Here is a 15,377-nt window from a genome sequence, read left to right as displayed (position 1 = left end):
TTACTCCTAGCAGATAGGTGTGTTAAGTCGGCCAAGTATCGGTAAGCCGTGTGAACACTCTATGGCTGAAATATGACAATTGGATGAAAGGCCATTATTGAGATTTAAAAGACGATCGAGCAGGCCCAATCGCGAGCAGGCTCGCTCCCACAGGGGATGTGCGGTGAACACAGATCCGGTGTGGGAGCGAGCCTGCTCGCGATGAGGCCAATACAGTCGATGAAGGCTTAACGACCTTCCTTCCAGAGATACGCCCCCACCGCAATCCCGATACCGCAGATAACCGCCACGTAATAGGCCGGCCCCATCGGGCTTTCCTTGAGCAGCAGGGTGACGATCATCGGGGTCAGGCCGCCGAAGATTGCATAGGCCAGGTTGTAGGAGAACGACAGGCCGCTGAAGCGCACCACGGCCGGGAACGCCTTGACCATGACATAGGGCACCGCGCCGATGGTGCCCACCAGCAGCCCGCTCAGGGCATAGAGCGGAAAGAGCCAGTCGGGGTGGTTGAACAGGCTGTGATAGAAGGTCCAGGAGGTGATCAACAGCAACGCGCTGCCGAACACGAACACTCGTCCGGCACCGAAGCGGTCGGCCAGCACGCCCGAGCCGATGCAGCCAAAGCTCAGGAATACGATCGCCAGGCTGTTGGCCTGCAACGCGGTGGTCGGGCTGAAGTGATACACCGTTTGCAGCACGGTCGGGGTCATCAGGATGATCACGATGATGCCGGCCGACAGCAGCCAGGTCAGCAACATCGAAAGGGCAATGGCGCCACGATGATCACGCAGCACCGCTCGCAGCGGTACTTCCGCAGCCAGGGCCTTGCGCAGTTGCAGCTCGGCGAATATCGGGGTTTCGTGCAGCCAACGGCGCAGGTACACCGAGAACAGGCCGAACACACCCCCCATTAGGAACGGAATCCGCCAGGCGTAATCCGCGACCTCCACCGGCGTATAGATGCTGTTGATGGCCGTGGCCACCAGCGAACCCAGCAAAATCCCCACGGTCAGGCCACACGTCAGCGTGCCGCAGGCGTAGCCGATGTGGCGCGCCGGAACGTGCTCGGAAACGAACACCCAGGCTCCCGGCACCTCACCCCCAATGGCCGCGCCCTGGATCACGCGCATCAGCAACAGCAGAATCGGCGCCCACATGCCTATCTGGGCATAGGTCGGCAGCAACCCCATGATGAGGGTCGGCACGGCCATCATGAAAATGCTCAAGGTGAACATTTTCTTGCGTCCCAGCAGGTCACCGAAGTGAGCCATGATGATCCCGCCCAGCGGCCGGGCCAGATAACCGGCGGCAAAAATGCCGAACGTCTGCATCAAGCGCAGCCACTCAGGCATTTCGGCGGGGAAGAACAATTTGCCAACCACGGTGGCGAAGAACACGAAAATGATGAAATCGTAGAACTCCAGCGCACCGCCCAAGGCAGAAAGCGACAGGGTCTTGTAATCGTTACGGGTCAACGGACGAGCCGATTGAACGGGTGTCGCCGTGCTCGAAGGCGCAGTGGTCATGGCAAGGGCTTCTCTTATAGTCAGTTCTGCAACCCCGGACAACGGTGGGCAGGCTCGGCACGATAGCAAATTGTTCAAAAAAGCACATAGAGGTGCGTAATTGACAGTCAAAATCGGAACCGGGTGGTCGTCTCGACGTCTATCGCTCGATATACTCGCAACCTTGCAACACTCTGTAAGGGGTTGCTGTGCGAAAACGTCGTTGGTGGCGTAGTAACCTGCCAGCCGGTTTCGCAGAGTTTCCCTTTGGCACGCCTTTACGAAAAACGTGACGAACGCATGTTCGGGCTGAATCGTTTTTTTCAAAGACGGCTATTCACCTGATACATAAGACAGAGTTACGGGTCAGAGGCACCCCCGGCATGATAGAGCTCGAACAGGAAGATCCAATCCCGCAAGGCGACCTGGCCCTGCAAATCACCGCGCTTCCCCGCGAAACCAACGGCTTTGGCGATATTTTCGGCGGCTGGCTGGTTTCCCAGATGGACCTGGCCGGCACGGCCATGGCCAGCAAAGTGGCCGGTGGACGCGTGGCCACCGTGGCGATCGATCGCATGGCGTTTCTGGTGCCGGTGGCCGTGGGTGCCCAGCTGTCTTTTTATACCCAGGCGCTGGAGATCGGCCGCAGTTCGATCCAGATGATGGTCGAGGTCTGGAGTGACGATCCGCTGTCCAGCGAATGGCGCAAGGTCACCGAGGCGGTGTTTGTGTTCGTCGCCATCGATGGCAGTGGCCGTACCCGCTCGGTTCCGCCGCGCGCCCGTTAAACACGGGGGCCGTTTTGCGGTCCATTGCAGTTCATGTTCCTGAGCGAGACTTGCAGTATGCCTACGCCCCATGTCGAAGCCGTCAAACTGGATGAACTGAACGGCTGGCGCATCCGCCACGGTCAGGCCGAGTTGCTGGTGGCCCAGCAAGGCGCGCACATCCTCAGCTATCAGGTCGACGGCCAGCCGCCGCTGATCTGGCTCAACGACCAGGCAACGTTCAAGGCGGGCAAGAGCATCCGTGCCGGGGTGCCGGTGTGCTGGCCGTGGTTCGGTAACCTGACGCGCAACCCCGACAGCGTGCAGGCCATGCGCGTGAGCAACGATCCGGCCACCGCTCACGGCCTGGTGCGGGCCATGGATTGGGAGCTCAAGGGCATCGAAGCCCAGGGCGAGAGCCTGAAAGTGGAATTCGTGCTGCCCTACCCCGAAAACGGCCTCTCGGGCTGGCCCCATCAGGTGGACCTGACGCTGACTATCGTGATGGACGAGCAGTTGCACATCCACCTCACCAGCCATAACCGCGGCAGCGAAACCGTCAGCCTGAGCCAGGCGCTGCACAGTTACTTCGCTGTCAGTGACGTGCGCAACGTGCATGTCAAAGGCGTGGATGGCTTGCGTTATATCGAAACACTGGACGACTGGAATACCGTGACCCAGGCCGGCGACCTGCACTTTGCCGGCGAGACTGATCGCATCTATCTCGATACCCCTGCGAAGCTGAGCATCGTTGACCCGCACTGGGAACGACGCATCGAACTGACCAGCAGCGGTTCACGCTCGGCGGTGATCTGGAACCCCTGGACCGAACGCGCCAAGGCCTTCAGCGACATGGCCGACGATGGCTGGCAGCGCATGCTGTGTATCGAGACGGCGAATGTGATGGACGATGTGGTAACGCTGTTGCCGCAGGCCAGTCATACCCTCGGGGTGAGCATCGGTAGCAAGCCGCTCTAAGCCACACCACAAAAACCATTGTGGGAGCGAGCCTGCTCTCGATAGCGGACTGACCGTCAATATCGTTGAGACTGACCCACCGCTTCGCGAGCAGGCTCGCTCCCACATTGGGATTTGTATCAGGCCAGCCGGCCGTTACAGATCCGCCTCCTGCACCACCCTCACCTTTTCCGCTTCCAGCGCGTACGCCGCACTGGCCAGGTCGTTGTCGACCTTTTCGATCTTCAGCGTGCCGGTCACCCAGAGCGGTGTGTAGATGTCGTCCAGCTTCAAACCCTTGGGATAGCGCACCAGCACCAGTTGATTGGGCGGTGGTGGCGGGACGTGAATGCAGGCGCCGGGGTAAGGCACCAGGAAGAACAGCGTGCTGCGGCCCTTGGCGTCGGACTCCAGCGGCACCGGGTAGCCGCCCAGGCGGATATGCCGGTCGTTCATCGACGCCACGGTCTTGCTCGAATACATCACCGCCGGTAAGCCCTTGCTTTGTTTCAAGCCACCTTTTTCGGTGAAGGTGCCGCTGGCTTCGGGGGTGTTGTGGTCAATCTCGGGCATGGCCTCGAGGGCTTTCTGGTCCGACTTGGGCATCAGTTCGAGCCAGTCGGTTTCCGGCAGTTCGGCGGCGTGGGCCAGGCCGCTGCCCAGCAGAAGGAGGGTCAAGACTAAACGGCGCATGAATGGGCTCGGCAATAAGTAGGAAGTACGACGCCGGGCATTCTAGCCCTCCCTGCGCGCCAACGCAGAGGGGGCTTTGTCACAGAATCAGTTTCTTTTGATCAGACCGTAGATCACCAGCAACACCACCGCGCCCACCAGGGCACCGATGAAACCGGCGCCTTCGCCAGCCTGGTAGATGCCCAGGGCCTGGCCGCCGTAAGTGGCTGCCAACGAACCGCCGATACCGAGCAGGATGGTCATGATCCAGCCCATGCTGTCATCGCCCGGTTTCAGGAAGCGCGCCAGCAGGCCCACGATCAAGCCGATAAAGATGGTTCCAATGATTCCCATGGCATTTCCCTCTGAGGTAAGTCGCTAGACCAAAGCCCGTTCGGGCTTTGGCACCTAGCCATCAGAGAAGTTAGCCGACCAATGGTTCCACCGACACTGAAGACTATTGTTCGGCGATCAGTGTCTCGACCTTGATGATCTGCTGGGCCAGCGTGGCCCGGTCAGCGCAGCGCAGGTTGGCGTGACCGACCTTGCGCCCGGCCTTGAACGCCTTGCCATAGTGATGCAGGTGGCAATCGGCAATCGCCAGGACTTTCTCGCTGTCCGGCACCTTGCCGATGAAGTTGAGCATCGCGCTTTCGCCGACTTTGGCGGTCGAGCCCAGCGGCAGCCCGGCCACCGCCCGCAGGTGGTTTTCAAACTGGCTGCATTCGGCGCCTTCGGTGGTCCAGTGCCCGGAGTTGTGCACGCGCGGGGCGATTTCATTGGCCTTGAGGCCGCCGTACACTTCAAAGAACTCGAACGCCATCACGCCGACATAGTCCAGTTGCTTGAGCACACGGCTGGAGTAGTCCTCGGCCAGGGCCTGCAGCGGATGATCGGTGCTGGCAACGGACAGCTTGAGAATGCCGTCCTTGTGGGTGTTGTGCACCAGCGGATAGAAACGGATTTCCCCGTCGCGAGCCCGCACGGCGATCAACGAGACTTCCCCGGTGAACGGTACAAAACCTTCCAGCAGGCAGGCCACGCTGCCCAGCTCGGCGAACGTGCCGGCCACATCCTCAGGATTGCGCAGGACTTTCTGGCCCTTGCCGTCGTAGCCCAGGGTGCGAGTCTTGAGGACGGCCGGCAGGCCGATGGAAGCAACGGCGGCTTCCAGGTCGGCCTGGGACTGGATGTCGGCGAACGCAGGTGTAGGGATGCCCAGGTCCTTGAACATGTTCTTTTCGAACCAGCGGTCGCGGGCGATGCGCAAGGCTTCGGCACTCGGGTAGACCGGGACGAACTGGGACAGGAAGGCAACGGTTTCGGCCGGGACGCTCTCGAACTCGAAGGTCACCAGATCGACTTCATCGGCCAGCTGGCGCAGATGGTCCTGATCACCGTAGTCGGCCCGCAGGTGTTCACCCAGCGCGCTGGCGCAGGCGTCTGGCGCCGGATCGAGGAAAGCGAAGTTCATTCCCAGCGGCGTTCCCGCCAGGGCCAACATGCGACCCAACTGGCCGCCACCGATTACACCGATCTTCATTCGTCAACCACCTCAGGCAATGCGTGGGTCTGGATTGTCCAGGACGCTGTCTGTCTGCTCAGCACGGAATTTTTTCAGCACGGTATGAAATTGTGGGTGCTTGGCGCCCAGGATGCTCGCCGACAGCAGGGCCGCGTTGATCGCACCGGCCTTGCCGATGGCCAGGGTCGCGACCGGAATGCCGGCCGGCATCTGCACGATCGACAGCAGCGAATCGACGCCCGAGAGCATCGACGACTGCACCGGCACGCCCAGCACCGGCAGGTGAGTCTTGGCCGCACACATGCCTGGCAGGTGGGCCGCGCCACCGGCACCGGCGATGATCACCTCGATGCCACGCGCCTCAGCCTCTTCGGCGTACTGGAACAGCAGGTCCGGGGTGCGGTGGGCGGAGACCACTTTCACCTCGTAAGGGATGCCGAGCTTTTCCAGCATATCGGCGGTGTGGCTAAGGGTGGACCAATCGGACTTGGAGCCCATGATCACGCCAACCAGTGCACTCATCGTCGTGCCTCTTCTCTCTGGGCGCCCGCAGGCGCGTCAAAAAACAACAAGCCACGCAGGAAACCGGCGTGGCTTGTTGTACGAATTATGGCCGATCTGGACCGGCCGAAGGCCGCGCAGTATACCTCAATGAAATAGATAAACAGCCCCTGTCGCGACCATCTGTCATTTGTGGTTAAACGGCGGTTTTATTGACTCTCAGGTCAGCGAAAAAGCACCACAATGCCCCTGTGGGAACGAGCCTGCTCGCGATAGCGGACTGACATTTAACATCATCGTTGCCTGACACACCGCTATCGCGAGCAAGCTCGCTCCGACAGAAGATCTTCGTGGTATCAGGTGCCAGTCACGCCTTGCGCCGCGCCGCCCTCGAGCTTGCGCCACAACAAGCGCACGTTGGCCTTGCGCACCAGCGCGCAGCGGTACAGGCGGATTTCCAGGGGCACGTGCCATTGCGCGCCGCCGCAGACCACCAGTTCGCCCCGGGCCAGTTCGGCGCGCACGCTCAGTTGTGGCACCCAGGCGATACCCAGGCCCTCCAGCGCCATGCTTTTGAGGCTGTCGGCCATGGCCGTTTCGTAAACCGTGGTGAAACGCAGGACCCGCTGGCGCAGCAACTGGTTCACCGAGCGTCCGAGAAATGCACCGGCGCTGTAGGCCAGCAAGGGCACGCTGGCCTCGCCTTCAAGGTCGAACAGCGGTTTGCCCTCAGCATCGGCGGCACACACCGGCAGCATTTCGGTCTGGCCCAAGTGCAGCGAGGGGAAAATCTCCGGGTCCATTTGCATGGCCGAATCCGGGTCATAGAAGGCCAGCATCAGATCGCAACCCCCTTCACGCAACGCATGCACGGCGTCGCCGACGTTGGTCGCCACCAGCCGCGTGGCGATGTTCAAGCCTTCGTTGCGCAGTTGTGCAATCCAGCGCGGGAAGAAGCCCAGCGCCAGGGAGTGCGCGGCCGCCACTTGCATCACTTCGCCCTGCCCGCCTTCCAGATGGTGCAGATGACGCAGCACTTCACCCAGTTGCTCGACCACGGTGCGCGCCGTCACCAGGAACAACTGCCCCGCTGCTGTCAGTTCGATCGGTGTGCGAGAGCGGTTGACCAGGGTCAGCCCCAGCGCCGCTTCGAGGCTGCGGATGCGTCGGCTGAAGGCCGGTTGCGTCACGAAGCGCCGTTCGGCCGCCTGGGAAAAACTGCGAGTCGCGGCCAGGGCACTGAAGTCCTCGAGCCATTTGCTTTCTAGATTCATCACGTCCTCCCAAGGCACGCACCAAAACAGGTCACACGCTCGCCGTACCGTCGGCGTCACACCCGCATTATGCCGAATGTGCATAGGGCAGTGTTTAACAGCATTGGCCCTAATTTTTCTGAAAGCCTAGGATTCACAGCGTTCCGGCTCAGACCGGGTCCTTATCGAGATGATTTCTATCATGTCTTCCGCTGCATCATTCCGCACAGAAAAAGACCTGCTTGGCGTACTTGAAGTACCGGCACAAGCGTATTACGGCATCCAGACCCTGCGAGCGGTGAACAACTTCCGTCTCTCCGGCGTCCCGATCTCGCATTACCCCAAGCTGGTGGTCGGTCTGGCAATGGTCAAACAGGCCGCCGCTGATGCCAACCGCGAGCTGGGCCAACTCAGCGAAGCCAAGCACGCCGCTATCAGCGAAGCCTGTGCACGACTGATCCGCGGCGATTTCCACGAAGAGTTCGTGGTGGACATGATCCAGGGCGGCGCTGGCACTTCAACCAACATGAATGCCAACGAAGTCATCGCCAACATTGCGTTGGAGGCCATGGGCCACAACAAAGGCGAATACCAGTACCTGCACCCCAACAACGACGTGAACATGGCGCAGTCCACCAACGACGCCTATCCGACCGCGATTCGCCTGGGTCTGCTGTTGGGTCACGACGCGTTGCTGGCCAGCCTCGACAGCCTGATCCAAGCCTTTGCCGCCAAGGGTGAAGAGTTCAGCCACGTCCTGAAAATGGGCCGCACCCAACTGCAGGACGCTGTGCCGATGACCCTCGGCCAGGAATTCCGCGCCTTCGCCACCACCCTGAGCGAAGACCTGGCACGCCTCAAAACCCTGGCGCCTGAACTGCTCACCGAAGTAAACCTGGGCGGCACCGCCATCGGCACCGGCATCAACGCCGATCCGCGCTATCAGGCCCTGGCCGTACAGCGCCTGGCAACCATCAGCGGCCAGCCGCTGGTACCGGCCGCCGACCTGATCGAAGCCACGTCCGACATGGGTGCCTTCGTACTGTTCTCCGGCATGCTCAAGCGCACCGCGGTCAAGCTGTCGAAGATTTGCAACGACCTGCGCCTGCTGTCCAGCGGTCCTCGCACCGGCATCAACGAGATCAACCTGCCGGCTCGCCAGCCAGGCAGCTCGATCATGCCGGGCAAGGTCAACCCGGTGATCCCCGAAGCGGTCAACCAGGTAGCGTTCCAGATCATCGGCAACGACCTGGCCCTGACCATCGCGGCCGAAGGCGGGCAACTGCAATTGAACGTGATGGAGCCGTTGATCGCCTTCAAGATCTTCGACTCGATCCGCCTGCTGCAACGGGCCATGGACATGCTGCGCGAACACTGCATCGTCGGCATCACCGCCAACGAAGCGCGATGCCGCGAACTGGTCGAGCACTCGATCGGCCTGGTCACCGCCCTGAACCCGTACATCGGCTATGAAAATGCCACCCGTATCGCCCGTGTTGCGCTGGAAAGCGGCCGCGGCGTACTGGAACTGGTGCGCGAAGAAGGCTTGCTCGACGATGCCATGCTCGACGACATCCTGCGCCCCGAAAACATGATTGCTCCGCGTCTCGTCCCGCTGAAGGCGTGATCGACGCAATGACTGCTCACCAGGTCGAGGGACTAGACACCTCTCACCTTTTGAGGGCTTGGGGATTTATTCCCCAAGCCCTTTTTTTTAACTGATAGCTACAAACGATTAGAGGACCTGTAGGAGCGAGCCTGCTCGCGATAAACGATGACGCGCTGCCGTTTGAAAAAACCGCGTCGCCAGCCATCGCGAGCAGGCTCGCCCCCGCAAGAACCTGACCGCGAGGCCAGGTGATTCAAAGGTCCGTTTCGTCGCACGCACCACAATCGTGCAGACGGGCGCCGCACTGGTAGGTATAGTGCCGCCCCTCTTCGCGTGAGCGGTCGTCAGAAACGAGACCCCCAACACATGCGAAAACCGAACTAATAACAAACCCGCAATATGGACCGGGACGAAACATCGCCTCACCTGTCGTGCCGCGCGCCGACCGATGTAACACGATGTTTCCAAATGGCCAGCATTTGCTTAAACAAAAAACAGCGAGGAATACTCATGCTCGAAGTCATCAACGACTTCCTCTCAGGGAAAGTGCTGATCGTGCTCATTGTCGGGCTCGGTAGCTACTTCACGATCCGCTCGCGTTTCGTCCAGTTCCGCCACTTCTTTCACATGTTCGCGGTATTCCGTGACAGCCTCAAAAGCAGCGCCGGTCAGCTCAGTTCCTTCCAGGCCCTGATGCTCAGCCTGGCCGGTCGTGTCGGCGCGGGCAACATCGCCGGTGTCGGCATCGCCGTCACCCTCGGCGGGCCCGGCGCGGTGTTCTGGATGTGGGTGACCGCGCTGGTCGGCATGTCCAGCAGCTTCTTCGAATGTTCCCTCGGCCAGCTCTACAAGCGCTGCGACGCCGAAGGCCAATTCCGTGGTGGCCCGTCCTATTACATCCAGCACGGCCTGCAGAAGCGCTGGCTGGGCATGATCATGGCGTTCCTGCTGCTGATCACCTTCGGCTTCGCCTTCAACGGCCTGCAGGCCCATGCCGTGACTCACTCGCTGAACAACGCTTTCGGTTTCGACACCACCTACACAGGCATTGGCCTGGCGGTGCTGTTGGGCCTGGTGTTCATCGGTGGAATCAAGCGCATCGCCAAGGTCGCTGACCTGCTGGTGCCGGTCAAAACCCTGGCGTACATCGGCGTCACCCTCTACGTGATCGTGCTGCAGTTCGATCAGGTGCCGGCCATGCTGACCACCATCGTCAAAAGCGCCTTCGGCCTTGACCAGGCCTTTGGCGGCCTGATCGGCAGCGCCATTGTCATGGGCGTCAAGCGTGGCGTGTTCGCCAACGAAGCGGGCCTGGGCAGTGCGCCAAACGTCGCCGCCGTGGCCTCGGTCGAGCACCCGGTGGCTCAGGGTGTGATTCAGGCGTTCAGCGTGTTCCTCGACACCTTTCTGATCTGCACCTGCACCGCGCTGCTGATCCTGCTGTCGGGCTTCTACACCCCGGGCTTCGAAGGTGACGGCATTGCCCTGACCCAGAACTCCCTCGCCGCCGTGGTGGGTGACTGGGGGCGGGTATTCATCTCCGTGGCCCTGTCGCTGTTCGTGTTTACCTCGATCCTCTACAACTACTACCTGGGCGAGAACAACCTGCGCTTCATGGTCGGCGAAAACCGCAAGGTGCTGATCGGCTACCGCACCCTGGTACTGGTGTTGATCTTCTGGGGTGCCATCGAGAACCTCGGCACCGTGTTCGCCTTCGCCGACATCACCATGACCCTGCTGGCGTTCGTGAACCTGATCGCGCTGTTCCTGCTGTTCAAGGTCGGCATGCGCATCCTGCGTGACTACGATGACCAGCGTTCGGCCGGCATCAAGGTTCCGGTTTTCGATTCCAGCAAATTCCCGGACCTGGATCTGGACCGCAAGGCCTGGCCAGCCAACCCTTCGGCACCGGTAGCCGCGCCTGGAAAGGCTTCGGCAGGCGTGGCCGCCGCGCAACGCTGATCGGTAGGCTGATTGGAAAAAGCCGGGCGCACCCTCTGCGCCCGGCGTGACACAGCGTAAGGTCGGCGTCATGCTCGACCTTATGTTGTGACAGCCCGATGAGCTGTCGCTTTCGTCCTCGGAGAACACCCATGAATTTCTCGACCTACCCTGCCGCCCAGCACGTCATGGTGCTCTACACCGGTGGCACCATCGGCATGCAGGCCAGCGCCCATGGCCTGGCCCCGGCATCCGGTTTCGAAGCACGGATGCGCGATTACCTGCACAGCCAACCCGAACTCGTCATCCCGCAATGGCGTTTCCGGGAAATGTCGCCGCTGATCGACAGCGCCAACATGACCCCGGCCTACTGGCAGCAACTGCGCGAAGCAGTGGTCGACGCCGTGGATGTGCAGGGCTGCGACAGCGTATTGATCCTGCACGGCACCGATACGCTGGCCTACAGCGCGGCCGCCATGAGCTTCCAGTTACTCGGCCTGCATGCGCGGGTGTGTTTCACCGGCTCCATGTTGCCCGCCGGCGTGACCGACAGCGATGCCTGGGAAAACCTCAGTGGCGCGCTGGTCGCCCTCGGCCAGGGGCTGGCGCCGGGTGTGCATCTGTATTTCCACGGCGAGCTGTTGGCCCCGACCCGTTGCGCCAAGGTGCGCAGCTTCGGTCGCCATCCGTTCAAACGCCTGGAGCGTCAGGGCGGTGGCATCAAGGCAACCTCGCTGCCGGCACAGCTCAATTACGACCAGCCCAAGCAACTGGCGAACGTCGCGGCGCTGCCGCTGTTTCCCGGCATCAGCGCCGAAATTCTCGATGGCCTGCTGGGCAGCGGTATCCAGGGCCTGGTGCTGGAATGCTACGGCAGCGGCACCGGCCCGAGCGACAACCCGGCCTTCCTCGCCAGCCTCGAGCGGGCGCGGGACAGCGGCGTGGTGGTCGTGGCCGTGACTCAATGCCATGAAGGTGGCGTCGAGCTAGATATATACGAGGCCGGCAGTCGCTTGCGTGGCGTCGGCGTGCTGTCCGGTGGCGGCATGACCCGTGAGGCGGCATTCGGCAAGTTGCAGGCGTTGATTGGCGCTGGGCTGCCGGTGGATGAGGTTCGGCGGCTGGTTGAGCTGGACCTGTGTGGCGAGTTGAGCTGACACCCGGCAAAACCTGTGGGAGCGAGCTTGCTCGCGATGGCTGACTTTCATTCAGCATCAATATTGAATGTTCCACCGCTATCGCGAGCAAGCTCGCTCCCACAGGGGTTCGCTCAAGCCTTGCCATCTTCGCCCGGCACACAACTTGCTCCATTTCCAGCCTCCTCCGGCCGGAAACGAACATGCTGCACTCCCACCTCACCACACTCAACGCCGTCTCCCTGGTACTCAATACCTTCAAGCACGAAGGCCTGCCCAGTGATGCATTGCTGACCGGCAGCGGCATCAGCGCGGCGGATCTGAGCCGGGCCGACACGCGCATCACCACCAATCAGGAGATGCAGGTCTGCGCCAATGCCGTGGCCCTCAAGCGCGACATCGGCCTGGAACTGGGCTTGCGCATGCACGTGTCGTCCTACGGGATGCTGGGGTATGCCCTGCTCAGCAGTGCCACTTTGGGTGACGCTTTGCGTTTGGCGCTGCGCTATCCGGCGCTATTGGGAACACTCTTCGACCTGCACCTGGAAGAAGGCCATGAAACGGTCTGGCTCAGCGCCAGCGATTATCGGGAGAACCCGGCCCTAGCGGTGTTCAACGCCGAGTTCTGCATGGTTTCGCTCAAAGTCATCTGCAACGACCTGCTCGGCCAGACGCTGCCCCTGCGCGCGGCGCGCTTCGAACATTCGGCGCCCGATTACCAGGCGCGCTACGCAGCGCTTTTCGACTGCCCAGTGCGTTTCGACAGCGTCGACAACGCGTTTGCCTTCGACCGTCACTGGCTGGAACAACCACTGCCCCTGGCCGACCCCATCACCCACCACGCCATGGCCGAACGCTGCCGTCGGCAGAACACCGAGTTCACCGGTCGCCAGGCCTGGCTGGGGCGGATTCGCCAACTGCTCAGTGCACAATTGAACGCCGCTCCCGGCCTGGAAGGCTTGGCAGAACAAATGAACTGCTCGTCGCGCACCTTGCGTCGTCACCTCAAAAATATGGGCTGCAGCTATCAAGAACTGCTCGACGAACTGCGCTTCGAACGGGCCAAGCAGATGCTGTGCGAGGATAAATTTCCGATCTATCAGATTGCCGAAATGCTCGGTTTCAGCGAAACCGCCAGTTTTCGACATGCCTTTGTGCGCTGGAGTGGGGTGGCGCCGAGTCAGTTCAGGTCCTGAACCTTCGGGAATCGCCGCTTTCACGCACAACATCTAACCCTGTGGGAGCAAGGCTTGCCCGCGATGGCGTCCGCTCAGACACATCCAGCGCCCTGAAAACTCACGCCAGGTAGACCGCAACAACCGGTCTACGACGGCTGCGCCGCCGAGCGCGAGCAAGCTCCCTCGCCACGAATCGCAGAGCGACACGAAGCTCTGTTTATCCTCCCACCGCCACCCTTCCACCAACCCACGCAACCTTGCGCCATTGCCTACAACTACGCCAGAATCCGTCCGCTTGTGCGCCTTGCCCATGGCTTCTATCGTTTCCCTGCCACTGCCCATCAGTGGTCGGGCTTGGCGGCCCGTACACGAAAGGCGCAACAGCCCCTCAATATGATTGCGATGCCTCTGGCACTGGCACTCTCATGTTATGGCGGGTTGCGCAAGGATCCCTTCGGGGATGCCGGGTTCCTTTCGTTCCGGTCCGCCAACCTTGTGTAATCCGTCACCCCATCTGCTTGGCGGCAGACGGTGACGGTTCCTCTTACGAAAGGAGCTCCACCATGTTCAAAATCACACCGAATCCCCCCGAAGCAGAGCGCACCGCTGCGTCCACTCAATCCAAAACGAAGAAACAAGACGAAGCAGAAAAGCGCGCCTTGGATTACTACCTGCTACCTAAACCGGAAAAGTCCGAAGATGCATCCAAACCGGGCCAGCTCTTCACCGTGGCAAAAAACGCCGACAACGAATGCCTGCTCGCCAACCTCAGCGAAAACCTGGCATCCGCCGACGCGATGATCAGCAACCTGGCTTTCGACCTCGAAGGCCCCCGCCGCCATATCGCCCTCGGCATCCAGCAACTGATTGAGCTGAGTTCATTGCTGGCGAACCGAGCGCTGGATAACGTCGAGCCACGCTAGCCGTTACACCATCAACCCCGTGGCGAGGGAGCTTGCTCCCGCTGGGTGGCGAAGCCGCCCCAAAACAGGCTGACGCATTCTCCAGACAAATCGCATCAGCCGGTTTACGACGGCTGCGCCGCCGAGCGGGAGCAAGCTCCCTCGCCACATGCCGTGTATGCCTTCAGATCAGGTGTAACGTGCTGCCGCCTTCGCGAGCAGGCTCGCTCCCACAGGGGCTTCCATGCCCCACCCACGCGCACCCCCGCGCCAACAAGGGGCGATTTACGGTCAAACCTTTTGGCCATTTCGATCCCCTTTTGGCCTCTCCTGCCGTTCTCTGAAACGCCGCACGCCGCAAGACTGTTCAAACCGACCAGCCTTGCGGAGAACAAAAAAATGCTGACGATCTATTCAGACGATCACCACCTGCACCACGGGCGTTGCGAGTTGATGGACGGGCAATTGATGCCCTGCTTCGAGATGCCGTCCCGGGCCGATCATGTGCTGGAGCGGGTCAAGGCTCGCGCATTGGGCCCGGTCGAGGCGCCCGAAGATTTTGGCTTGGAGCCGATCCAGCGCATCCACAGCGCGGCGTATCTGGAATTTTTCAAAGGTGCTTGGGACCGCTGGGCCAAGTACAACCGCGAGGGCGATTTGTTGCCCTTCACCTGGCCGGCGCGGACCTTTCGCACGGTCATACCCACGAGCCTGCACGGCCAGTTGGGTTATTACAGTTTCGACGCCGGCGCGCCGATCACCGCCGGCACTTGGCAGGCAGCCTACAGCGCCGCGCAAGTCGCCCTCACCGCCCAGGCCGAGATCCAGCGCGGCGCCCGCAGTGCCTTTGCGCTGTGTCGCCCGCCGGGGCACCACGCCGCCGGCGACTTGATGGGCGGCTATTGCTACCTCAACAACGCCGCCATCGCCGCCCAGGCGTTTCTCGACCAGGGCCATAAGAAGGTCGCGATCCTCGATGTCGATTACCACCACGGCAACGGCACCCAGTCGATTTTCTACGAGCGCAGCGACGTGCTGTTCGCTTCGATCCACGGCCACCCGGAAGCCGAGTTTCCGTTCTTCCTCGGTTACGCCGACGAGTACGGTGAAGGCGCCGGTGAGGGCTTCAACTTCAACTATCCTCTGCCGGCCGGTTCAGGCTGGGATACATGGAGCGCGGCGCTGGAACAGGCATGCGGGCAGATCCAAGGCTACGACGCCGATGTGATCGTGGTGTCCCTGGGCGTGGACACCTTCAAGGACGACCCGATCTCGCAGTTCAAGCTCGACAGCCCGGATTACCTGGCGATGGGCAAGCGCATCGCTGCATTGGGCAAACCGACCCTGTTCGTGATGGAAGGCGGTTACGCGGTGGCAGAAATCGGCATCAATGCCGTCAACGTTCTCGAAGGTTTCCAAAGCGCCGAATGA

14 protein-coding genes are annotated in these 15,377 nt (G+C 61.3%); 8 read left to right on the top strand and 6 right to left on the bottom strand.

Translation table 11 applies throughout. The features are described from left to right. Window positions 1–227 precede the first annotated feature (227 nt). Entirely contained in the window at window positions 228–1,526 is a 1,299-nt protein-coding gene (locus tag T3A99_RS16185) for an MFS transporter (RefSeq protein WP_047226720.1), read from the bottom strand. A 362-nt stretch (window positions 1,527–1,888) separates the two neighbouring features. On the opposite strand from T3A99_RS16185, the gene T3A99_RS16180 reads away from it, so the two are divergent. Beyond that, the gene (locus T3A99_RS16180; protein WP_003177184.1) at window positions 1,889–2,293 is read left to right on the top strand and encodes an acyl-CoA thioesterase; all 405 of its coding nucleotides are present in this window, start codon (window positions 1,889–1,891) and stop codon (window positions 2,291–2,293) included. 57 nt (window positions 2,294–2,350) lie between these two features. Continuing rightward, complete coding sequence (locus tag T3A99_RS16175; RefSeq protein ID WP_076383208.1) at window positions 2,351–3,250, top strand: D-hexose-6-phosphate mutarotase; 900 nt, start codon at window positions 2,351–2,353, stop codon at window positions 3,248–3,250. A 135-nt stretch (window positions 3,251–3,385) separates the two neighbouring features. Here T3A99_RS16175 and T3A99_RS16170 read toward each other — a convergent pair whose 3' ends face one another. From T3A99_RS16170 to T3A99_RS16150, 5 genes are all read right to left on the bottom strand, one after another. Next, window positions 3,386–3,922 (bottom strand): DUF3299 domain-containing protein, encoded by a 537-nt coding sequence (locus T3A99_RS16170; RefSeq protein WP_076383207.1) that lies wholly within the window; start codon window positions 3,920–3,922, stop codon window positions 3,386–3,388. A gap of 87 nt (window positions 3,923–4,009) precedes the next feature. Then, entirely contained in the window at window positions 4,010–4,255 is a 246-nt protein-coding gene (locus T3A99_RS16165; RefSeq protein WP_039593587.1) for a GlsB/YeaQ/YmgE family stress response membrane protein, read from the bottom strand. Between the two features lie 103 nt (window positions 4,256–4,358). Then, window positions 4,359–5,444 (bottom strand): 5-(carboxyamino)imidazole ribonucleotide synthase, encoded by a 1,086-nt coding sequence (locus T3A99_RS16160; protein ID WP_274090660.1) that lies wholly within the window; start codon window positions 5,442–5,444, stop codon window positions 4,359–4,361. A 12-nt stretch (window positions 5,445–5,456) separates the two neighbouring features. Then, window positions 5,457–5,948, bottom strand: coding sequence for a 5-(carboxyamino)imidazole ribonucleotide mutase (gene purE / locus T3A99_RS16155; protein WP_003196369.1), 492 nt, complete (start codon window positions 5,946–5,948; stop codon window positions 5,457–5,459). Between the two features lie 335 nt (window positions 5,949–6,283). Beyond that, a complete protein-coding gene (locus T3A99_RS16150) occupies window positions 6,284–7,201 on the bottom strand; it encodes a LysR substrate-binding domain-containing protein (protein WP_322834567.1) in 918 nt (305 codons plus the stop codon). A gap of 181 nt (window positions 7,202–7,382) precedes the next feature. On the opposite strand from T3A99_RS16150, the gene aspA reads away from it, so the two are divergent. The 6 genes from aspA (at window position 7,383) to T3A99_RS16120 (ending at window position 15,377) form a co-directional block, all read left to right on the top strand. After that, a complete protein-coding gene (gene aspA / locus T3A99_RS16145; RefSeq protein ID WP_025216214.1) occupies window positions 7,383–8,807 on the top strand; it encodes an aspartate ammonia-lyase in 1,425 nt (474 codons plus the stop codon). Between the two features lie 492 nt (window positions 8,808–9,299). Then, complete coding sequence (locus T3A99_RS16140) at window positions 9,300–10,751, top strand: alanine/glycine:cation symporter family protein (protein ID WP_047226715.1); 1,452 nt, start codon at window positions 9,300–9,302, stop codon at window positions 10,749–10,751. Window positions 10,752–10,882: 131 nt separating this feature from the next. Continuing rightward, window positions 10,883–11,887: an asparaginase gene (locus T3A99_RS16135; RefSeq protein ID WP_322834566.1), complete on the top strand. Its 1,005-nt coding sequence runs from the start codon at window positions 10,883–10,885 to the stop codon at window positions 11,885–11,887. A gap of 182 nt (window positions 11,888–12,069) precedes the next feature. Continuing rightward, window positions 12,070–13,062 carry an AraC family transcriptional regulator gene (locus T3A99_RS16130; RefSeq protein ID WP_274090658.1) on the top strand — a complete coding sequence of 331 codons (993 nt, stop codon included), beginning with the start codon at window positions 12,070–12,072 and terminating at the stop codon, window positions 13,060–13,062. Window positions 13,063–13,607: 545 nt separating this feature from the next. Continuing rightward, on the top strand, window positions 13,608–13,967 hold the full coding sequence (locus T3A99_RS16125) for a DUF6124 family protein (protein ID WP_274090657.1): 360 nt from the start codon (window positions 13,608–13,610) through the stop codon (window positions 13,965–13,967). A 378-nt stretch (window positions 13,968–14,345) separates the two neighbouring features. Then, window positions 14,346–15,377, top strand: coding sequence for a histone deacetylase family protein (locus T3A99_RS16120; RefSeq protein WP_322834565.1), 1,032 nt, complete (start codon window positions 14,346–14,348; stop codon window positions 15,375–15,377).

The organism is Pseudomonas sp. N-137 (assembly GCF_034555295.1).
GTDB lineage: Bacteria > Pseudomonadota > Gammaproteobacteria > Pseudomonadales > Pseudomonadaceae > Aquipseudomonas > Aquipseudomonas rhizophila.
Note: the sequence above shows the minus strand (reverse complement) of the source record. Positions and strands in the feature narration are given on the sequence as shown.